The following is a 21,069-nucleotide window of genomic DNA, read 5'->3' on the forward strand; positions in this document are numbered from 1 at the left end:
CGCTTAAACTTCGCTAAAAGGAGGCCAAAATGATTGAATTAGCTTGACTAGTCCTGCGTTTTGATCTCTTTTTGCCTCGCAGGATACAATCTCTCTAGCTTATGCGTGATGCTTACCTCGAGTTGAGGTTCACTAAAATGAATAAGATGATAAATCACAATAAAAAGATGGTTTTTCCTGAGAAGAAGGATTTTTGTCACTATTTACTGTTGTTAGTACTGACGGTTTACTGAAAATTCCTAAAGTAGAAGGATTGGATGCTTTTCCCGTTTCAGAATTTTTAGCTACATGGCAGCTGTTGATAATATTCTCTAAAGCTTTTTCGCCCCCATGTTGTGTCATTGAAGAGGGTGGGCCTGTCTGAATTTTTTCATCTTCTGACTTAAGCTTCGTCATTTCATAGCCATGATTTACGAGCTCAGATATTGACATGGGTGTAATCTTCATGACTTTGTTTACTGGCTCGTAATGATCGTTTTTGAGTTGATTTTTTATTCTTTCCTCAATCCAGTCCAGACTGATTTTACCGCCAGATAAATTTTTAAATTGCTCACAAATCGAGTGCAAATCTGGTCTTTTATCCGGATTTTCCTGAGTGATGTCTTGAAATAATATTATTAATTGTTGAATCTGCTCATTATTAAATCCATGTTTTAATAGTGTGGATGGAACTTCATCGGCAAAATCCAGTTCGTCTCGATAGTAAAGAGTTAATCTAAAGCAATCTAACAAATAAAGAAAACTATATCCTAGCGAGGCGAGATCCGACTTTTGGTCGTTTTTTGGTTTAGTCCCGTTCTTGAGTGTCGATGTTTCGGCAGCTAGAAATCCGGGTTTACCAAGTACAATATATTGTTCAGCATATTCTTTTTTAATGGAATTGCCAAAATCAACAGGATGAATACCTTTCTCATTGATCATGAAATTATCTGGTTTAACATCACGATGTACATATCCGTTATCATGGAATTGCTGCAAACCTTTTGCCATGTGATAGAAGATAGCAAACCACTGTTCCGCGGTTAAACTTCCTGCAGAAACAAAATCCTGAAGGTTAATGCCTGGAATCATATCCATCACGATAAAGTACAAACGGGTAATGGGTTTTTTATTGAACGGATTTTTGCCGCGGAGTTTTTTTTCTTTAGGTTCTTCGTAACTATAATCCACTAACAAATGATTGGCATGAAGACATTCAATTTCTCTTTCTACCTGAGGACATTGTTCATCTGTCGCTTCAATCTTCTTGATAATAACCAGTTGATTGTTTTCACATCTTGCTAAATAAGTATAGGTACCTAACTCTTTATTAAAACTTAATTCATTGATTAAAAGAAGTTTTGTCATCCTGATGTTTACCATGTTTAAAATTTTAGCTATGGTAACTGTAAAAAGCTTAAGAAAACATTAATAAATAGATTTAATTAAAAACCAATTAAACAATAAAAATATATATAGTTTATAAATTGAACTATCTGTTTCGCATTGAGAAACTGATAAAGAACTGAAAATCAGCCTTGACTTGTAACTCTTAATATTTCTGCCAAGGAGGTTTCCCCATTAAGAACTTTTTTGAAGCCATCTTCCCGAATACTAGGGCAAGTAGGGCGGATATGATTTTCCATGGTTTGTAAAGTTTCATTACGGTGAATCATGCCCCTCAATGGCTCATCAATGATAATGAGTTCATATATACCTGTTCGCCCACGATAGCCGGAATGGTTACAGTGCTCACAACCATGAGGTTCGTAGACGGTTATTTGCTTACCGGGAGGCAGGCTCAGCAATTCTTTTTCATCGTCACGCAAATGGTGTAATGTTTTACAATGGCTGCACAGTTTTCTAACAAGGCGTTGGGCAATCAGTCCCACAATACTTGAAGATAATAAAAAGGATTCTACTCCCATATCACGTAGTCTTGTTAATGCTCCAAGAGCTGTATTAGTATGGAGTGTGGACAGGACTAAATGTCCGGTAAGGCTTGCTTGTACAGCAATTTCTGCTGTTTCAAGATCACGGATTTCTCCAATCATTACCACATCAGGGTCCTGGCGCAATATAGCGCGCAAGCCCTTGGCAAATGTCATATTCACTTTAGTGTTGACCTGAGTCTGGCCAACGCCAGGCAGATCATATTCAATAGGATCTTCAATGGTCAGAATATTACGGCTGACCTGATTCAATTCGGTTAACATGGCATAAAGGGAGGTGGTTTTTCCTGAGCCTGTAGGCCCTGTAATCAGGATAATTCCATGAGGCTCTGAAATCATTTTACGCATGGTAGTTAATGTATTATCAGGCATGCCCAGTAACGTTAAATCCAGTTGTGCTGCCTGTTTATCGAGAATTCTTAGTACAATACGCTCCCCATGGTTTGATGGCAGGGTGGATACGCGTACATCAATATTATGTCCGCCAATTCGTAAGGCAATGCGACCATCCTGTGGAATACGTTTTTCAGCAATATCCAGTCGCGCCATCACTTTAACCCGAGAAATAACCAATGGTGCAATGGCCCTTTGAATTTCAAGGACTTCCTGTAAAACACCATCTATTCTGTTGCGAACCAACACACGATTTTCATAGGTTTCAATATGAATATCAGACGCTTTTTGTTTAATGGCCTGAGTAAACAGGGCATTAATTAATCGAATGACCGGAGCGTCATCTTGAGTATCTAATAAATCCTCACTGGTAGGTAATTGATCAGCCAAAAGGGAAAGATCAATATCTTCTTCCATTCCAATAGCAGCATCCAGAACATTGGATTTGGATTGATAAACCTGAGCTAAATGCTGTTGAAATGCGTGTTGATCAACTTGTTCTAATTCCAGATGACATTGCAGCAGGCGTTTGACCTCTGAAAGCGCCTGAACACTGACTGTTGAAAGAAAATATACTTTGGCATGATCATTATCTGTTAGAGTAACAACTATGCCATGCTTTTTCGCAAATGTGTAAGAAGGAAGCTTTTTTGTAACCTGATCATTCATCGATTATTTCGTCATCATGGGTTTGGGTAATGGCTTTATCTTTTTAATTATAACATGTTTGCTTACAGGATGACTGAACGGCTTAGGTAAAATTGCTTCTTTTAGCGGCGGTAAGACCGAATCTTCATTCTCTGGGTGGTATTCCTGTTTTCTTATGAATTCAAGCTGTTCTTCACGGATGTTATTGTATTTTCCATTTGTTACTCTCAGTGCATCTCGCTCATTGCGTAAAATAATGGGTTTAATGAATACTAATAGCACTCTTTTTTCCCGTGTTAATTCATTTCGTTGAAATAATTTACCGATTCCCGGGATATCTCCTAAGATAGGTAAACGGTTATCATTATTTGCCAGACTATCCTGGGCCAATCCCCCCAATACAACTACATCACCGCTTTCTACATGGACAGAAGTAACGATGCTACTGACCCTAAATACAGGCTGATCGTCTACTGCCGCAGTGGTCGTGGGCTCAAGTGTATCGTTTCCCTGGTCAATTTGCAGCTGTATACCTTGCCCGCGTGTAATCTGGGGTCTGACATACAAATGTAAAGCCACATTGACACGTTCGAAGGTAGTAAATGGGCTGGCTGTTGTAGTTCCGCCTGCGTTATTAGGATAACTGGTGGTAGCGACTGAAACCTGCCTTCCCACCAGAATTTTAGCTTGGCGATTATCCAGCACAACCACTGAAGGAGTAGATAAAATATTAGCTTTTCTCTCTCTTACAAGAGCATAAATTTGTGCTTGAAAGTCATCAATGTTGGTATCACTGTTGATAATGGCAAAGCCAGGACGGAAGCTTGCAGGATTCCCTGTTTGTTGATCCGTTCCCCATTCAATACCAAGATCGTTTACATATCTTTGATCGACTTCGGCCACCAGTGCTTCAATCAACAATTGGGCAGGGCGAATATCCAATTGACTGATAACAGATTTTAGAATACGGATGATGGATAATGGCGCATTGATGATAACAGAGTTGGTATTGGGCTCCGCTATGATTTGTACTGTAGGTTTGGTTGTTCCTTCTATTTGAGTGGAGCCTCCTGTCGTCGTTGGGGTGGCGGAAGCATCAGCAGCGGCTGTAGGTTGTTGCGATTGTGGAGCTGTTGAAAAAGCGTCTTTGGTGCTACTGGATGTTCCAGTTGCAAAATTTGAAGCCGGATTGGTGCTGTCTAATGCAGGACGGGTAATGGTCCCAATTGTTGTACTGACATTGCCACTAAAGTTAGCCTGCGCTACACCGGCGAGGATAGGAACAAGATCTTCTGCTCTCAGATAACTCAAATAGACTACTTGAGTATTACTGTTATTACCATATTTCCCTTGTTGATCTAGTTTGGCGATTAATAATCGTAATCGAATTCTTTCCGTTTTGCTTCCGCTTAATAATATGGCATTGCTACGATCATCGGCAGCCAGCATGGTTTGGTTGCGCAGACCTGTGCCAGGTTGTGCTTTGACGAGATCTTTTAAAGTATTGGCAATATCCATCGCCAAGGCGTATTTAAGGGGAACGACATCTATGCCGTTGGCAGAAGAGCTGTCCACCTGTTTAATAATGCCTGCCAATCTTCTGATGTTATTTGCCCGGCCAGCCAGAATAATCATGTTTGAAGGTGCATAAGCAGAAACATGGCTCCATTGCGGCATTAAAGGACGTAATACAGGTACGAGTTGTTCTGATGGAACATAGTGAACAGGTACAACTTCAACCATCATTTCCTCTCCTCTGGGAGGACTTTTTAGCTGGCTTAGCAGATCAGGAGCCTGTGTTTTTGCGTCAATGTTGGGAATGATTTTGATGATACCACCTGTAGGGATAGCTGCATAGCCTGATACTTGTAGCATGGACAAAAATACCTGATACAGCTCTTTACTTGACATGGGTTTACTGGAAATAATGGAAATTTTGCCTTGTACACGAGGGTCAACAATAAAATTCTTTCCTGTCACTCTCGAGATCTCTGCAATGACTGCGCGTATATCGGCATTTCTCAGATTCCATAATTGGCCTTTTTCCTGTGATGTTTTAGGATCTCCTGTTTCTGTTTTTTCTTTATTGAGATCTGCATTATTTTCTACTGTTTTTAGTAAATTGAGTTCTTTCAGTTTGTCTTTTAACTGACGGACGCTTTTGTAATCTTTGATGGGACCAATCTCAACAAGAAACATTTTTTTCTTGTTGAGTTCTTTTATAGTGACAAGATAATTCGTTTTTGATTCTATAATTTTTTGAAATTGCTGGGCATTTTTTTTAAAAGCAAAAGATTCGCTTTGTAAATAGAATATGGTATTACCATCCTTGCTTGTAGCCGTTTTGATATTAAATGCTTGGGCACTGCTCTGTGCTGTGATGAATAAAAAAATTAAAAAAACAAAAATACGCATTCAAGAAATCGACAAATAAATGATTTCAACATGATAACGAAAAAAAATCGTCGACAATAGTCTTTTTGTGAAATGATTTAATGGAATTATCGGGTAGGATGGTGGCTATGGGTGGACTTGAACCACCGACCTCAGCATTATGAGTGCCGCGCTCTAACCGACTGAGCCACATAGCCATTTGAGGCGCTGATTTTGTCCTTTTGTGGCTCTGATGTCAAGACCGTTTTTTAATTTTTTTCTATAACCTGTGTGAGCTATTTCAGCAAAATGATTCGGGCATCGTGTCGAGGTTTATGGGTTTTCCTTGGCTTGTTGGGAGAATATATGAAAATCTTGCTTTTATACAGGAGCACTCGCTTAGCGACATAAAAGGCATGAATACCTTTTATGTCGAACGTGCGTTATTTAAAACAATCACATAATCAGCAGATAAAGAGCTCCAGGACCTCGCAAGACCTGTACCAACAATTGATCTTTCTTTTGTTGGGCAATTTGTTGCAGAGTCTTAATATTGGGCGTTGGTTTTTTATTTGCCGATACAATGATATCCCCAGGCCTTAATCCAGCTCTCCAGCCTGCGCTGTTCTCTGAGGTACCCACAACTTGAATACCCGTAATATTTCCATGAAGAGGAGAATCTTGTTCAAAATTACGTAATGCTAATCCATAAAGAAAAGGATTATTGGACTGTAATTTTTGTTCATGTTTTTTGATGTCCGTAACCACAGCGTTTAAAGTGAGCTGTTTCCCATCTCTTTGAACGGTTAATTTCACTTCTGAGCCGGCTCGCAAAAGACCGATGGTGGTTTTAACCTGAGATGCTTGCGTAATTTTGGTGTCATTAATTTGAAGGATAATATCACCTGCTTTTAGACCGGCCATTTCAGCAGGGGAGTTTTCATTGACTTGAGAAACAAGAGCACCTTGAAAATCGCTAGGGTAACCCATTGCTTGCGCGAGTTCAGGAGTCAGATGTTGCACAAAAATCCCCATCAATCCGCGATGAATAGAGCCATATTTCAGAAGCTGCTGAGCAACATCCTTGGCCATATTGATTGGGATAGCAAAACCAATACCTACGTTTCCTCCGTAAGGCGAGATAATGGCGGTATTAATCCCAATAAGTTCGCCTTTGTTATTAACCAAAGCTCCTCCGGAGTTACCAGGATTAATGGCTGCATCCGTCTGAATAAAGTTTTCAACACCTTCAATATTGAGATCAGAACGCTTCAATGCACTTATGATGCCAAAAGTAGCAGATTGGCTATTGCCAAAACTGTTTAAACCAAATGGGTTTCCAATAGCGACCACAAAATCTCCAACCTCCAGTTTATCTGAATCACCTATAGGAAGACTTTTCAAATTTTTAGCATCGATTTTAAGAACAGCCAGATCTGTTTCACTGTCTCCACCAATCAGTTTTGCTTTTAATCGCCGTCCATCTTGAAGAGTGATGGTAATTAAGCTGGCATTGCGGATGACATGATCATTAGTGATGATAATGCCGTTTTGCGGATCAACGATGACCCCTGAACCAATGCTTTGAAATTTGCGGGGCTTTTGGGGCATTTGTGAAGGGCGATTTGGTTTGTCATCCTCATCTTCATTATCATTACCCATGGCACTGGATGCACTATCAGGCAAATAGCCCTGTACAGCCACGTTAACAATGGCAGGTATTGCATTTTTTAATACAGGAGCAAGGCTTGGAAGACGGGCAGGATCAGAGTTGTTTACTGCATAACTTGCGTGACCAGCTAAAAGTATAAAAAATATACAAATAAAACGTTTTAAACGAAATAACATATTATTATCCTAGATTGCATGATTAAACCAGATTAAAGTAGCCATTCTACCTGTTTGTTGTTCTCTTCGGTAGGAATAATACTCATTTTTTAACTCAAATGTACATCTCTGAGCCTTATAAACAGCTTTAACACCATTGGCATTTAAAATCATTTCTGCTATTAAGGGCAAATCAGCAAGCCATTTGAGTTGCTTTCCTTGAAAGGCCTGAGTAGAGTCAGGATAATTTTCTTTATAAATCTGGTGCACTTCCTCACCGACTTCAAAACAATTTCCGCAAATAGAAGGCCCAACCCATGCCATTATATCATGAGGTTTTGCCGTCATTTTAGACAGCGTATTTTCTATAATGTGATGGACCAGGCCTCTCCAGCCGGCATGGATAACCGCAATCTCAGAACCTTGCAGATTACATAAGGTAATAGGCAGACAGTCGGCTGTCATAACCGCAAGAGGATATTCTATCGAGCGACTGATTGCAGCATCCGCCGTCCTTTCTTCTTCTGTTTCAGCCACAATACAAATGTTACTGTGCACTTGATTAAGCCATGTCGGTTCGGCAGGCAAATATAAGGTTCTTTTTAAGCGCTCGCGATTTTTTAATACATCTTTCTCGTGATCGCCAACATGATAAGCCATGTTATTATGAGCATAATACTGTTGACTGAAACCTCCTGTGCGCAACGTTGTGACTGCGCTAATGTTGGCAGGTGCTGGCCAATTAGCTTTGATGATGTCCATAATGATCCTCTAACGTTTGAAGCAGTTTTGCAAAATCATCCGGTAAAGGGGCAGTGAATGTCAATTCTCTTTTAGATAAAGGATGCATCAGTTTTAAGTAGTAGGCGTGTAATGCCTGTCTTTTAAAGGATTCAATTTTTTTTCTTAATGCCTCGTCTGCATTGGAAGGAAATTTTGTTCTGCCTCCATATAATGGGTCGCCAAGAATGGGATGGCGGATATGAGCCATGTGGACACGGATTTGATGAGTTCGCCCCGTCATTAATTTAACATCCAGCAAGGTATAATCGTTCAAATGCTGTCGTATACTGTACTGGGTTATGGCTTCTTTTCCTGAAGGAGTCACCGCCATTTTCAAACGATTTACTGGATGCCTTCCAAAAGCGGTTTTAATGACTCCACCTGAAACGACATAACCGTGTACGAGGGCCAGATATTGCCTTTGAATATCCCGCGCCTGCATTTGTCTTATTAAATCCGTATAAGCCACTAATGATTTAGCAACAATCAATAAGCCCGTTGTGTCTTTATCCAATCGATGAATGATCCCCGCTCTTGGCAATTTCTGTAATTGAGATGAATAATATAAAAGCCCATTAACAAGCGTATTTTGCAGATTTCCTGCCCCTGGATGGACAACTAAATTAGCAGGTTTGTTTAGGATTAGAACATCATTATCTTCATAAATGATATTCAAGGGAATCGATTGAGCTTGCAAAACAGAACCACTATCTTCTCTTTCTATGCTGACGTCCATGAGAATCTTATCACCTGAGGATACTTTATCTTTCGGTCTACACGGCTTGTCATTAAGTTTGATAAAGTCCTCTTTAATCCATTTACTTAATATAGAACGGGAATATTCCGGAAAAAGAGAAGCAAGTACGCTATCAAGGCGTTGGCCATGAAACTCACTTGGAATGATGTGCTCTTTTTTGATGCTCTTCTCCGACATCAGGCCTGTTGAATTTTGTCAATGCTCATTATTCGTCCGCGTAAGGAATTTGGTAATGCTTCATTAATGTGAACATTTACAAACTGTCCTATTACTTCCTCAGGACCGTCAAAATTAACAACACGATTACACTCAGTTCTGCCGGCTAACTGGTGGTGATTTTTTTTAGAGAATCCAGTCACTAAAACACGCTGATGTGAGCCTATCATGGATTGACTGTAGCGTGCTGCCTGCATGGTCAAACGGTTTTGTAATATCTGTAGCCGCTGTTTTTTAATCTCCATAGAGGTTTCATCGTGTAAGTTTGCCGCAGGTGTGCCAGGTCGTGGACTATAAATAAAGCTGAAGGAGGTATCAAAACCCATTTCATGCACGAGATTCATGGTAGCCTGAAAGTCTTCGTCTGTTTCGCCGGGAAAGCCTACAATAATGTCTGTAGATAGGCGAATATCAGGACGCACTTTGCGCAGCTTACGTATTTTTGATTTAAATTCCAAAGCAGTATAACCACGTTTCATCATGGATAAAATACGATCCGAGCCGCTTTGAACAGGTAAATGCAGATGATTGGCAAGCTCAGGCACTTCAGCAAAAGCCTGAATAAGATTATCGGAAAAAGCAAGAGGATGAGAGGTGGTAAATCGGATTCGTTCTATACCCTCAATAGCAGCAACATAATGAATAAGCAACGCAAGATCGGCGATTTCACCGTGATCCATTTTACCCTGATAGTCATTGACATTTTGTCCAAGCAGATTAATTTCTCGAACACCTTGTGTGGCCAACTGATAGCATTCAGCCAGAACATCATCAAATGGTCGACTGATTTCTTCACCACGGGTATAAGGTACTACACAGTAACTGCAATATTTGCTGCAACCCTCCATAATGGAAACGAAGGCTACAGGTCCTTCAGCACGAGGAGGAGGCAAATGATCAAATTTTTCAATTTCTGGAAAGCTGATATCCACCACTGGTTTGTTTTTTTCAAGTCTCTCGTTGAGCATTTCCGGTAAGCGATGCAAGGTTTGCGGACCAAAAACCAAATCTACAAAAGGAGCTCTTTTAATAATATCCTCACCTTCCTGACTGGCTACGCACCCACCCACGCCGATAATTACCTGAGGATTGCTTTTTTTATATTCACGCCATTGACCAAGTTGAGAAAAAACTTTTTCCTGCGCTTTCTCTCGAATAGAGCAGGTATTAAGCAAGATAAGATCGGCTTCTTCTACTGTATCAGTTTTGATAAATCCGTGTGATTGAAATAACACATCAGCCATTTTTGACGAATCATAATCATTCATCTGACAGCCGTTTGTTTTGATATACAGTTTCTGTGTCATAATTTCCAGTTGGTTATTTAAAAATCAGTCATTATACCATCTCAAATACAATTCTGAAGGTATTCAGTCATTCTCATGTATCAGTAAAATCTTATTCCTGCGTACTTTTGCAATAGGTTTCCTTGACTTTTGGTAAAATAAATAAAGAAATGAGAATACCTAGAGGCAATATGGCAAGTGCTTTATAATAGGCTGTGATGGAATATATTCGGACATTATTCGTCATATCGCCTTGCCATAGGGCATCCAGAATATAACCAATAATGGGTTGCGCTATTGCAATACCTACCATATTCATCATATTCATAAAACTTAAGCCAGTTGCCACATAGCGTTTATCGCAAATTTCTTTGGCAACGGCAAATGCCGGCAGGAAACCTGCAGAAAATACACCAAAAAAGAAAAGAAGTACTTCCAGTAATGATTCTGAAGTTAAGGGAGCATATATAAAAAGAAGAGAGCTTACTAAAGCACCGATGCTGCCGATGTACATGGGGGGCTTTCGACGACCTATGCGACTGGAAAATATTCCCCAGAAAGGACTGGCTATCGCCCAACCTACAAAAATAAGTGAAATGTAATTTGCAGCCATTGTTTTACTGATGCCCATTTTTGTCATCAAAAAGGGAACACCCCACAAGCCACCGAACACCGGTGTCCACATAAACATTAATCCACCATAGGAGGCAATGAGCCATAATTGTTTATTTTTAATTAAGGCAAGCAGACTGGGAAGGACCCGCTCCCTTTGTTCCTCATTTTCTTTGACTTTGTCCCTGTATTTATGGGGAGAATCTTTGGCAATAATAAAAATAAGAGCAGCTAGCCCAATACCAATAACGCCCATAATGAACAGAGAAGTTCGCCAGTTATAATGATCTATGAGTAGTGCCAGTGGGGCTTCTCCACCTATAGCACCAAGCATACCAATCGTTACCATGATTCCTGTCAATAAGGCAAAGCGATCAGAAGAGAACCAATTTGCAGCAAGTTTCATCGTACCAACCGCAGCAAATGCTGAACCAAAACCGATCATAAGTCTTGCAAAGGATGCCATATAAAAATTATCGGTTTGTCCAAAGGCTATTGTGCTAATAGCACATACGAGGGTTGCAATGGTTAAAAGACGACGTGGACCGAAATAATCAAGCAAGACACCGGCTGGTAGCTGCATAATCGCATACGAGTAAAAATATACGCCGGCCAATACACCTAAAGCATGACTGGTGACAGAAAAATCCTGCATCAGTTCGTTACTCATCACACTGGGAGAAACTTGCAAAAGATTTTCATAAAAATAAAATGCACAGCCAAGGCCCCATATAATCCAGGGCATAAAACATTTTAAGTTAAAAGGGCGGGTAGTTGATTCCTGAGGTTTTACATATGTCATTGCTTATAAGTACTCCAGACTTTTAACTCCATATTGTTGCACAGCCTTGTCTTTTTTCAGTTTTCAGCGAAGATTTAATATTCAATTGCTCATTTACTTCAATAAGTTGCGCTTTAAATATTAAACATTCATCAAAATCGGCTAAAAAATACCATGCTGTGTAACCTGAGCTTTTAAAAAAACAGCAACTTCATGACAGGTTGCAGAAAATTAATAGCAAAAATTAAAATATTATCAGCTTGTGTACTAATTGTCTATTCTGTTTTTGTGTGAATTTACTTTTTATACTCAACTCAATTCGGCTCAGGGTTATTTTTACGGGCAGGAAATCAAAACTCAGAATATTAATTGTTTGGGACTTTAATGAGGACTATCAAGAATAACACGTGTACCTCTCATACCTCCACCGGGCAAATCAATAAATTCTTCATTTAACCAGCGAGCATCTTCAATAAACATTCGTACACAACCATGGCTATCCCTGTATCCAGGTACTATTGTGCTGCCATGTAATGCATAGCCTCTGAAAAAATGCATACAATAGGGCATCTTGGCACCGCCATGGTTTCCGTCACTGCGGCGAGGGAAAGCTGTGGAAACACAATCAATATCCTGTTTTCGGATAATTCGATAGGACCCTGCGGGTGTCTGACACGAGCCTCTTGCTCCTGAGCAGTTGTCTTTTCCAGAAGAAATGGGCCCCCACCATATGAGTTCGCCAGCAGCATCATAAGCACCCCACGCCAACTGTTTTTGACTGACATAGATGGTCTTTTCCCCGGACGGTTCAATGTAGCGTGGAAAGGGTGAAACATCATAAATGGTCAATCTTTCCAGGTTTTTAGGAATCGCAATAATAGTCCCCGGTTTCAGTGAGGTATTCATTCGATTAATACGCCGAACGATATCCCGTTCTTCAGGATGAGGAAACAATGTATACCAGCTTTCACCATATCTGGTTTTTATGCAGAAATATTCAGGTTCATGACATAACATTTCGCCATAGCGTTTTGAATGCACAGTAAAACCAAATGTAAAAAGGATGATTGTTAAAATAGTCAGGAGGGTCTGTTTCATGACAGCTCCTTTATAATTCTTGCTAACTCTCTTATTTTAACGGCATCAGAAAGAAATACTTTATAGCTCATTGGTATTTTCGCTACGATAAAAGATAATTGCACGGAACCAAATACCGAACCATTCCTGACTATATCTTGGTCATCCTATTTATTTTTATCATTTTATCTATACAATTATTCCACTTAAGCAAGCTCTGAAGCAAAATTGCAGGTATAATATTTGTCTTTTAACAATCACAGGTTCTAAGTATGAGTTGGCTAAAAAAGTTACTTCCATCTAAAATCAGAACGGATACGTCCCAGAAAAAAGGTGTCCCTGAAGGACTTTGGGTAAAATGCCAGGGTTGCAATGCTGTTCTCTATAGCACTGAATTAGCAAAAAATTTAATGGTTTGTCCAGAATGTCATTATCATCATCGCATTTCGGCTAGAGAAAGATTAAAGCAATTTCTAGATGATGATCATCAAGAAGAAGTTGCCGCTGATCTTGAACCCGTAGATCGACTAAAATTCAGAGACTCTCGAAAATACAAAGATCGCATTACTCAGGCTCAAAAAGCAACCAATGAAAAAGAAGCATTGGTTGTCGTTAAGGGATCACTGATGGCGCAGCCTGTAGTAGCCAGTGCATTTGAGTTTTCCTTTATGGGAGGGTCAATGGGAGCTACGGTCGGAGAAAAATTTGTAAGGGCGCTCAATGTTGCTGCTGAGGAAAAATGCCCATACATTTGCTTTACGGCAAGCGGAGGAGCTCGGATGCAAGAAGGTCTTTTTTCTTTGATGCAAATGGCAAAAACATCTGCTGCTCTTGCCAGATTTGCAGAGAGCCGACTACCTTTCATCGTTGTTTTAACGGATCCAACCATGGGAGGGGTTTCTGCAAGCTTTGCCAGTTTGGGTGATATTATTATCGCTGAACCAAAAGCCCTGATTGGCTTTGCAGGTCCGAGGGTCATAGAACAAACAGTAAGACAAACTTTACCGGAAGGTTTTCAAAAAAGTGAGTTTCTACTTGAACATGGTCATATAGATATGATCGTAGAACGTAAAAACATAAGATCGACTGTTGCGGAAATCGTATCCAAATTGACTTATCCGGCTGCGGAGAACTAACTTGTATCATTCTTTAAGGGATTTTAGTCTTGCAGAATGGCTTAATTATCTCGAAACAAGTCATCCGATAGAAATTCAATTGGGGTTATCGCGTGTTCAAGAGGCGGCTCGGCGTTTGAATCTGTTAACTCCCTCATGCAAGGTTATTACCGTTGCTGGTACGAACGGCAAAGGCTCTACAGTCGCAGCTCTTGAATCTATATATATCACAGCAGGCTATCAGACAGGCAGCTACACGTCACCGCATTTACTGCAGTTCAATGAACGAGTAAAAGTCAATGCGGTTATGGCTTCTGATGAGGATTTATGCTCGGCTTTTCTTGCTGTCGAAGAAGCTCGCCGGCATACACCACTTACCTATTTCGAAGTGGTTACCTTGGCCGCGTTATGGCATTTTAAAAAATACAATCTTGATATTATCATTTTGGAAGTGGGACTGGGCGGACGGCAGGATGCTACGAATATCATTGATGCGGACTTGGCAATTATCACCACCATTGATTTTGACCATCAGCAATATTTAGGAAACACACTGGAAGAGATAGGATATGAGAAAGCAGGGATTCTGCGGGCCGGACGGGAATTTATTTATGCTGACCACCATCCTCCGATTTCTGTGATGAATGAGGCAAAAAAATTAGGTTGCCGCCTTTACCGTTTAGGGCATGATTATGACATTGGTGGGCGAACTGAGAACTGGTTTTTATGTATGAAAGAAAAACAGATGCATTTGCCTCGCCCAAAAATTCAATTAAAGGCAGCCGCTTCCGCTATTATGGCATCCAACCTTTTGCAAGCCTTTTTGCCTGTTACAGACCAGCATATAGGTGCTGCTATGCCTATGATAAATATTCCAGGTCGATTAGAGTTTATACCTGGCAAAATAGACATAATATATGATGTCTCGCATAATCCTCAGGCTGCCTGCCTACTTGCGGAATATATAAAAAAATTGGACAATAAAAAACGTGTCCATGCAGTGTTTTCAGCTTTGAATGATAAAGATTTAAATGGCCTGATTAGGCCTTTAAAAAATGTTATTCATTACTGGTATCCCGCTCAGATAAAACTTAAGCGTGCGGCAAGCAGGCAGGCTATTTTACTGGCTTTTGAGGAATTGGATATATTTGTTGAAGCATTTTATGCTGATCCTTTAAATGCCTTTTTTTCTGCAAAAGAACGAGCAGAGGATGGTGATTTGGTGGTGGTGTATGGCTCATTTTATACCGTGAGCCAGATCAGGGATGCGCTACAGTCAAATTCCGTCGAGCAAGAGGAGATAATATGAAAATTGAAATGGATGAAAAGATTAAGCATCGACTGATAGGTTTGGCAGTTATTATATCTATTGCTGCAATTTTTGCACCTGCTATCATTAAAAAATCCAGCCAGCGCCCTGATCGTAACGTGACTATGAATGTAAAACTCCCGCCAAAGCCATTGTATCCTAACGTAGTTATTAAATCGGAAAAAGAATTATTTCAAAAAACAAAGGTTGCTCATGTTGAATTAGCTCCCATTCCTGAAGAAAGTCAATTGCCTCAATTGACAAAAGCTGATCTCATTGAAAAGAATGTGTTCATTAAGCGGGCTTCTACTCCAGTAGAATTAGCCAAAAAAACATCTGCCAGACAAAATGCTTCTATTCCGGTTTCTAAGAAAGCCGTAGAATCACCTGATTTAAAAAATAAAGCGTTAGCGCAGAAAAATAACGTCTCCTCTCCCAAAAAAAGGGAAGCAAAAGGAGAATATACAGTACAATTGGCCTCATTTTCCAAGTTGTCTAATGCAGAGCATCTGTTGAAACATTTGGAAAGTAAAGGATATCGTGCAAAAATTCTCAGAGTGAAGCGTAAAACAGGCGGGTTTTATTTTAAAGTCCATGTAGTAGGAGCAGGGGACAAACATGAAGCTGAAAAATTAAAACAGAAACTCGCCAGTACATTTCAGTTAAACGGTTTTGTTATTCATACAGGAGTTAGTTAAGGATGGAGTGGCACTGGCTTGATCTGGTAATTATAGCGGTGATTGCTTTATCAGTCATTACCGGTTTGTTCAGGGGATTTGTCAAAGAGATTATTGCACTTTGTACTTGGATATTAGCCTTTTGGGTTGCATTTACCTATTCAAAGGATATTGAGCATATGTTCCCTGCTTTTCAAGATCAAACAGCTCGTGCAATAGTCTCCTTTCTTGTTCTTTTTTTCGCGGTTTTGTTGCTGGGAGGAATTTTTAACGCTTTACTTAGCTTCGTCTTAAGAAGAACCGGTTTAAGTGGCACTGACAGAATTCTTGGTATGGGATTTGGATTTATAAGAGGTGTTTTTATCGTGGCTTTGGTTATCCTTGCTATTAAAATGAGCTCTCTTCCTTACCAGCAATACAGCCAGGACTCGGAGTTATTTGCAAAATTTGAACCAGTAGTGAACATGCTTTATCGATTCATGCCTGATTTTATTAAGAAAATTAAGTCTCTGGATGAGCAGGGTATGGGTATCGAACTAATAGCCGATGATGTGAATACTCATTCGCGTGATCATCGAATTACTGATACAGTTTATACTTCCTGATGTAATCGTAGACTTTTTCAGTCACTTCAATAGAGGAGGTCTGATCGCTTTTCACAGTGCGACGTATTTCGGTAGAAGAAATATCATGGTTACCTGCATTTAGACGAAATATCAAGCCGCTTTTACTTGTTAAAATCTGATCTTTTTCTTTGGTTTCGTATTGTTTCAGCAGTTGTTTGAGCCCATGTGAAATGTTTGTCAGATGATAGCCGGGTCGATTAATAACAATAAGATGGGCTAGTTGAATTATTTTTTCCCATTGATGCCATTGTGTCAATTTATGAAAGGCATCTTCTCCGAGAATAAGGCTAAGAGAGGCTTTGGGATATTCACTTCTGTAACTCTGAAGCGTATCCACCATGTAAGACGGTGTTTCCCGTCGAATCTCACGTAAATCAATCGTGAAATCAGGATAGTTATCCAGAGCTAATTTAAGCATATTAACTCTGTGTGCTGTACTTGCTTTCGCAGAATCTTTTAATAAAGTTGTCTTACAGGGCACGAAAAAAAAATGATCAAAATTAAAATTTGATTGAATAAAATCTGCTGTCTTTAAATGACCGAGATGAACAGGATCAAAAGCACCACCAAAAACAGCAACGCTGAGTCGTTTTTTTTTAATCATTTTTGTCCTTGACTGAAAGATAACACCATGGATTCCAATAAATGAGAAACTGGACCTGTTTTACCTGTTTTTATAAGTAAGTCAATCTTGTGAGCTGTTAATATAAGCTGCTGCAAAAAAGAAGGGGACAAACGATGGTTTGCTGTTTGATATAATTTTATCCGTTGCTTCCAAATTTTAAGTTTTTTGCAGGCATCAGTTAAGGAATATTGCTGTTGATGCACTAAATGTTTGAGTTGCAATAGTACTCTTATTTCCTCCGTTATTATCCATAAAATCAAACTATAATCTTTTTGAAAAATCATTAGTTTTCTAAGTACACAGATTGCTTTTTCTGTCTCGCCAGCAAGGCAGGAAGCGGTTAAATCATAGAATTGATATTCGGATTGATCGCTGAGTTGTTCTAATATTTCATCGGCGTTCAGTTCTGAGCGCGGAGGATAAGTTAAAATCATTTTTTGTATAGCTTGTGAGCAGGCGAGCATATTGCCTTGAACTTTATACAAAATAATATCAATAACTTTTGGCGTAAATTTTAATTGATGTTGTTGTAACTGACTGATTATCCAGCGTCTCATGTCCTGGATCGATGGGGGATAGGCGGAAATAATCACGGCTTTATCTTTAGAGGATAACCATTGTAACTGACTGACCGGAACACACGGACAGCGGATTAAAAGCAGGCAATGTTGATTTGCATCAGCGAGATAATTCAAGAGGATTTCTTTTCCGGCCTGATCTATGTTTTTCTTCTCATAACGTACATCCAGAAAAACATGACTGGCAAAAAGAGAATAGCTATTCGTTTCGTCATTTAGCAGATACCAATCTTCTTTGGACTGAATGGTCAAGATTTTATAATCTACTTCCTTATTTAAACTGAATGCCTCCTTAATCATTTTTGTTTCTTCTTCTACGAAGTAATACTCCGGTCCGACTAAAACATAAAGAGGGAATATTGCTTGTTTTAATGATGGTATCAACGCTTGATGTTTTATAAGCATAATATAGGTTATTTGATAGAGCTCAGACGGTTTAGAATCTGAATGGCAGCATCTCGACGCATTTCACTTATCAATAAATTGGCTTCTTCATCGGAGCCAAGGATCCGATCATTATTTACCGTCAACTGTCGCGTTACTGTGAAATGACTCAATGGCTTAATCGGCTTGCCTTTGGAGGTTTGGAGCTGAAAATCAACAAAATAAATCAGTTCATATTGTCTGGGATTGCTGCCACTGCCGATACTAGTTATTTGCTGCTCATGGCCTGCTCCTTTTATGACAAGCCAGTAAGTGGCTTGTTCTGCAGAGGGGCTGATGGTGATTTTATAGGCGTCAAAATATTTTTCCAATGTATGTGTCAGCTCCCTGTCACCTCCCTGATTAATAATAAAAACATTATCCAGCCACTTAGGAAGATCAACTGAGCCGCGAAGATGAAAGCCACAAGCCACCAGTAAAATACTGGCAAAAAAGATTAAAATTTTTCTCATTAGCTGACAACCAAATTAATGAGCTGGCGATGTGCAACAACAATGGTTTTTTTAATGGTTTTACCTTGGATATAAGGCTGTGCCTTCTGCTTTGCTTGTTCAATAAGCTCATCTTCAGTAGCTTCAGTACTTGCCGTAAATTGAGTCCTTAATTTGCCGTTGACCTGAATGATAAATTCAATTTCCTCTGTTTTTAGTGCGCTTTTATCGACTTTTGGCCATGGAGCATCAATAATGGCTTTTTCAAATCCAAGCTGCTGCCATACATGATGACAAATATGAGGCGTGATGGGGGCTAAAAGCCTTAACAGGATACTGAAACTGGAATGAATAAAGTAGCGGTCTTCTTCTGTTTCAATGGAATAAGCCGTGATTTCATTAAATAATTTCATGCATCCTGAAACCACGGTGTTAAATTGATTACGTTCATAATCCTGATTAACTTGTCCTAAAATTTGATGGACAAGAAGGCGAGATTTTTTTAAACGACTATCTGTGGCTTGCCAGTCAATAGATGCATTTCCATCAAAAATGGCATCATTGACTTCCGTAATGATATTTTGATGTTCATAGGCATAACCCCACAAGCGCTTCAGAAAGCGGTAGGCCCCTTCAACAGCCGTATCAGACCATTCAAGCGATTGATCCGGCGGGGCGGCAAACATGATGAATAATCGGGCGGTATCTGCACCATAAGTGTCAATCAACTGATTGGGATCCACGACATTGCCAATCGATTTTGACATTTTATGTCCATCTTTGAGCACCATTCCCTGAGTTAGCAAGGCTTTAAAAGGCTCATCCGAATTAACCAGACCTTCATCTCTCATTAATTTATGGAAAAAACGAGCATAGAGTAAATGCATAACCGCATGCTCAATACCGCCGATATACTGGTCAACTGGGGTCCAGTATTTCGCACGGTCGTCAAGCATGGCATTATCCTGGTTTTTACAGGCAAATCGGGCATAATACCAGGAAGACTCAACAAAGGTATCGAAAGTATCGGTTTCTCGAACGGCATCCTGTCCACATTTAGGACATTCAACGTGTAAAAACTCAGGACATTGCAATAAAGGGGAACCGCTTCCAGTGAATTCCACGTTTTCTGGCAGAATGACGGGCAGTTGATCGATAGGAACGGGCACTACTCCGCACTCCTCGCAATTAATCATAGGGATAGGAGTACCCCAGTAACGTTGACGGGACACTCCCCAGTCACGTAAGCGGTAATTTACCGTTGCCTTGCCCATTTCCTGTTCTTCCAGATATGAAGTGATGGCAGAAATTGCTTCGGAAGAAGGAAGTCCGTCAAATTGTTCAGAATTGATTAAAATGCCTTCGCCCGTATAGGCTGACTGTTTTAAGTTATGTTGTACATCATCCTTTGGCTGAATCACTTGTTTGATAGGAAGATTGTATTTATGAGCAAATTCCCAATCTCTCTGGTCGTGAGCAGGAACAGCCATAATGGCTCCTGAACCGTACTGCATTAAAACAAAATTGGCAACCCATATAGGAAGCTCTTCCCCAGTTATTGGGTGAACAGCAGAATAGCCTGTGTTGACACCGCGTTTTTCCAGTGTTGCCAGTTCTGCTTCTGCCATTTTTATGCCATGGCACTCTTTTAGAAATTTTTGAACGTCTTCATTATTTTGAGCGGCTTCCTTGGCAATAGGGTGATCAGGTGCAACAGCTAGAAATGTTGAGCCTAACAAAGTATCTGGTCGTGTTGTATAAATTTTTAGTTTTTTAGGAAAGTTCTTGACCTGGAAATAAATTTTAGTACCGTACGAGCGTCCTATCCAATTACGCTGCATTTGTTTAACCTGTTCTGGCCATTTATTTAACTCATCCAGTGAGTCAAGAAGCTCATCGGCATAGGCAGTAATTTTTATAAACCACTGGGATATTTCTTTATGTTCAACTAAAGCACCAGAACGCCACCCGCGACCCTCAACAACCTGTTCGTTAGCTAACACGGTTTGATCAACAGGATCCCAATTGACAATGGCATTTTTTTTATAAACCAGTCCTTTTTCAAAAAGACGGATAAAAAACCACTGTTCCCAACGATAATATTCAGGATTACAAGTGGTAATTTCTCTTTTCCAGTCGTAAGCATTCCCTAAACGAAGGAATTGCTTTCTCATGGCTTCAATGTTTTCCGCAGTCCATTTTGCAGGGGGAATATCATGTTTGATAGCCGCATTTTCAGCTGGTAAACCAAAAGCATCCCAACCGATAGGTTGCAGAACGTTTTTCCCTAGGGCACGCTGATAGCGTGATATGACATCACCGAGTGTATAGTTCCTTACATGCCCCATGTGTAACGTACCGCTGGGATAAGGAAACATGGATAAGCAATAGAATTTTTCTTTATTTAAATCTTCTATGACATTAAAACTCTGTTTTTTTTGCCAGAATTGTTGAGCTTGCTCTTCAATTTCTTGTGGTTTGTAGCTGTTATCCATGATGTAAAAAATCGTTTTAAATTAAACAGGGTTGGTAAGAATACCGTCTCTTGTCTTTTGCAGCAATAGCTTAATACTATGGTTT

The 21,069-nt window shown here is 39.8% G+C and carries 17 protein-coding genes and 1 tRNA gene; 4 read left to right on the forward strand and 14 right to left on the reverse strand.

Translation table 11 applies throughout. The features are described from left to right. Positions 1 to 132 precede the first annotated feature (132 nt). The 10 genes from E4T55_RS14745 to E4T55_RS14790 all read right to left on the reverse strand — a co-directional run bounded on the left by E4T55_RS14745 (position 133) and on the right by E4T55_RS14790 (position 12,705). Positions 133 to 1,347, reverse strand: a complete 1,215-nt coding sequence (locus E4T55_RS14745) for a protein kinase family protein (protein ID WP_058502019.1) — start codon at positions 1,345 to 1,347, stop codon at positions 133 to 135. A 164-nt stretch (positions 1,348 to 1,511) separates the two neighbouring features. Next, positions 1,512 to 2,993, reverse strand: coding sequence for a GspE family T2SS ATPase variant LspE (gene lspE, locus E4T55_RS14750; protein WP_058502018.1), 1,482 nt, complete (start codon positions 2,991 to 2,993; stop codon positions 1,512 to 1,514). Between the two features lie 3 nt (positions 2,994 to 2,996). Then, positions 2,997 to 5,387, reverse strand: coding sequence for a GspD family T2SS secretin variant LspD (gene lspD, locus E4T55_RS14755; RefSeq protein WP_058502017.1), 2,391 nt, complete (start codon positions 5,385 to 5,387; stop codon positions 2,997 to 2,999). Between the two features lie 99 nt (positions 5,388 to 5,486). After that, positions 5,487 to 5,563: transfer RNA gene (locus tag E4T55_RS14760), tRNA-Met, on the reverse strand. A 238-nt stretch (positions 5,564 to 5,801) separates the two neighbouring features. Beyond that, positions 5,802 to 7,193 (reverse strand): Do family serine endopeptidase, encoded by a 1,392-nt coding sequence (locus tag E4T55_RS14765; protein ID WP_058502016.1) that lies wholly within the window; start codon positions 7,191 to 7,193, stop codon positions 5,802 to 5,804. A 9-nt stretch (positions 7,194 to 7,202) separates the two neighbouring features. Then, on the reverse strand, positions 7,203 to 7,934 hold the full coding sequence (gene pgeF / locus E4T55_RS14770; RefSeq protein WP_058502015.1) for a peptidoglycan editing factor PgeF: 732 nt from the start codon (positions 7,932 to 7,934) through the stop codon (positions 7,203 to 7,205). Next, complete coding sequence (rluD, locus tag E4T55_RS14775) at positions 7,915 to 8,889, reverse strand: 23S rRNA pseudouridine(1911/1915/1917) synthase RluD (RefSeq protein WP_058502014.1); 975 nt, start codon at positions 8,887 to 8,889, stop codon at positions 7,915 to 7,917. The genes pgeF and rluD overlap by 20 nt, the downstream gene beginning before the upstream one ends. Next, complete coding sequence (miaB, locus tag E4T55_RS14780) at positions 8,889 to 10,235, reverse strand: tRNA (N6-isopentenyl adenosine(37)-C2)-methylthiotransferase MiaB (RefSeq protein ID WP_058502013.1); 1,347 nt, start codon at positions 10,233 to 10,235, stop codon at positions 8,889 to 8,891. The genes rluD and miaB overlap by 1 nt, the downstream gene beginning before the upstream one ends. 91 nt (positions 10,236 to 10,326) lie before the next feature. Beyond that, complete coding sequence (locus E4T55_RS14785; RefSeq protein WP_058502012.1) at positions 10,327 to 11,628, reverse strand: MFS transporter; 1,302 nt, start codon at positions 11,626 to 11,628, stop codon at positions 10,327 to 10,329. 360 nt (positions 11,629 to 11,988) lie between these two features. Then, positions 11,989 to 12,705, reverse strand: a complete 717-nt coding sequence (locus E4T55_RS14790) for a L,D-transpeptidase (protein ID WP_058502011.1) — start codon at positions 12,703 to 12,705, stop codon at positions 11,989 to 11,991. Positions 12,706 to 12,956: 251 nt separating this feature from the next. Here E4T55_RS14790 and accD point away from each other — a divergent pair, with 251 nt between their 5' ends. Genes accD through E4T55_RS14810 form a run of 4 tightly spaced genes read left to right on the forward strand, consistent with a single transcriptional unit; the run spans position 12,957 to position 16,390 of the window. After that, entirely contained in the window at positions 12,957 to 13,820 is an 864-nt protein-coding gene (accD, locus tag E4T55_RS14795) for an acetyl-CoA carboxylase, carboxyltransferase subunit beta (RefSeq protein ID WP_058502010.1), read from the forward strand. 1 nt (position 13,821) lies between these two features. Continuing rightward, positions 13,822 to 15,108 (forward strand): bifunctional tetrahydrofolate synthase/dihydrofolate synthase, encoded by a 1,287-nt coding sequence (gene folC, locus E4T55_RS14800; protein ID WP_058502009.1) that lies wholly within the window; start codon positions 13,822 to 13,824, stop codon positions 15,106 to 15,108. Beyond that, a complete protein-coding gene (locus E4T55_RS14805) occupies positions 15,105 to 15,806 on the forward strand; it encodes an SPOR domain-containing protein (protein ID WP_058502008.1) in 702 nt (233 codons plus the stop codon). Before folC ends, E4T55_RS14805 begins: the two co-directional genes overlap by 4 nt. 2 nt (positions 15,807 to 15,808) lie before the next feature. After that, positions 15,809 to 16,390, forward strand: coding sequence for a CvpA family protein (locus E4T55_RS14810; RefSeq protein WP_058502007.1), 582 nt, complete (start codon positions 15,809 to 15,811; stop codon positions 16,388 to 16,390). Here the strand turns inward: E4T55_RS14810 and nadD are convergent. The 4 genes from nadD to leuS form a co-directional block, all read right to left on the reverse strand. Then, a complete protein-coding gene (gene nadD, locus E4T55_RS14815) occupies positions 16,365 to 17,015 on the reverse strand; it encodes a nicotinate-nucleotide adenylyltransferase (RefSeq protein WP_058502006.1) in 651 nt (216 codons plus the stop codon). The two genes, E4T55_RS14810 and nadD, sit on opposite strands and share 26 nt — an antisense overlap. After that, a complete protein-coding gene (gene holA, locus E4T55_RS14820) occupies positions 17,012 to 17,914 on the reverse strand; it encodes a DNA polymerase III subunit delta (RefSeq protein WP_058502005.1) in 903 nt (300 codons plus the stop codon). Before holA ends, nadD begins: the two co-directional genes overlap by 4 nt. A 113-nt stretch (positions 17,915 to 18,027) precedes the next feature. After that, positions 18,028 to 18,510, reverse strand: coding sequence for an LPS-assembly lipoprotein LptE (locus tag E4T55_RS14825; protein WP_058502004.1), 483 nt, complete (start codon positions 18,508 to 18,510; stop codon positions 18,028 to 18,030). Further along, positions 18,510 to 20,984 (reverse strand): leucine--tRNA ligase, encoded by a 2,475-nt coding sequence (gene leuS, locus E4T55_RS14830; RefSeq protein ID WP_058502003.1) that lies wholly within the window; start codon positions 20,982 to 20,984, stop codon positions 18,510 to 18,512. The genes E4T55_RS14825 and leuS overlap by 1 nt, the downstream gene beginning before the upstream one ends. Positions 20,985 to 21,069: the final 85 nt, after the last annotated feature.

Source organism: Legionella israelensis (genome assembly GCF_004571175.1).
Lineage (GTDB): Bacteria > Pseudomonadota > Gammaproteobacteria > Legionellales > Legionellaceae > Legionella_D > Legionella_D israelensis.

Bases quoted from the DNA above. Each gene is read 5' to 3' on its own strand.
- nadD (WP_058502006.1), bottom strand. From the start codon at position 17,015: ATGATTAAAAAAAAACGACTCAGCGTTGCTGTTTTTGGTGGTGCTTTT.
- E4T55_RS14765 (WP_058502016.1), bottom strand. From the start codon at position 7,193: ATGTTATTTCGTTTAAAACGTTTTATTTGTATATTTTTTATACTTTTA.
- lspD (WP_058502017.1), bottom strand. From the start codon at position 5,387: ATGCGTATTTTTGTTTTTTTAATTTTTTTATTCATCACAGCACAGAGC.
- E4T55_RS14790 (WP_058502011.1), bottom strand. From the start codon at position 12,705: ATGAAACAGACCCTCCTGACTATTTTAACAATCATCCTTTTTACATTT.
- pgeF (WP_058502015.1), bottom strand. From the start codon at position 7,934: ATGGACATCATCAAAGCTAATTGGCCAGCACCTGCCAACATTAGCGCA.
- E4T55_RS14745 (WP_058502019.1), bottom strand. From the start codon at position 1,347: ATGACAAAACTTCTTTTAATCAATGAATTAAGTTTTAATAAAGAGTTA.
- miaB (WP_058502013.1), bottom strand. From the start codon at position 10,235: ATGACACAGAAACTGTATATCAAAACAAACGGCTGTCAGATGAATGAT.
- accD (WP_058502010.1), top strand. From the start codon at position 12,957: ATGAGTTGGCTAAAAAAGTTACTTCCATCTAAAATCAGAACGGATACG.
- holA (WP_058502005.1), bottom strand. From the start codon at position 17,914: ATGATTAAGGAGGCATTCAGTTTAAATAAGGAAGTAGATTATAAAATC.
- E4T55_RS14825 (WP_058502004.1), bottom strand. From the start codon at position 18,510: ATGAGAAAAATTTTAATCTTTTTTGCCAGTATTTTACTGGTGGCTTGT.
- rluD (WP_058502014.1), bottom strand. From the start codon at position 8,889: ATGTCGGAGAAGAGCATCAAAAAAGAGCACATCATTCCAAGTGAGTTT.
- E4T55_RS14805 (WP_058502008.1), top strand. From the start codon at position 15,105: ATGAAAATTGAAATGGATGAAAAGATTAAGCATCGACTGATAGGTTTG.
- lspE (WP_058502018.1), bottom strand. From the start codon at position 2,993: ATGAATGATCAGGTTACAAAAAAGCTTCCTTCTTACACATTTGCGAAA.
- E4T55_RS14785 (WP_058502012.1), bottom strand. From the start codon at position 11,628: ATGACATATGTAAAACCTCAGGAATCAACTACCCGCCCTTTTAACTTA.
- leuS (WP_058502003.1), bottom strand. From the start codon at position 20,984: ATGGATAACAGCTACAAACCACAAGAAATTGAAGAGCAAGCTCAACAA.
- E4T55_RS14810 (WP_058502007.1), top strand. From the start codon at position 15,809: ATGGAGTGGCACTGGCTTGATCTGGTAATTATAGCGGTGATTGCTTTA.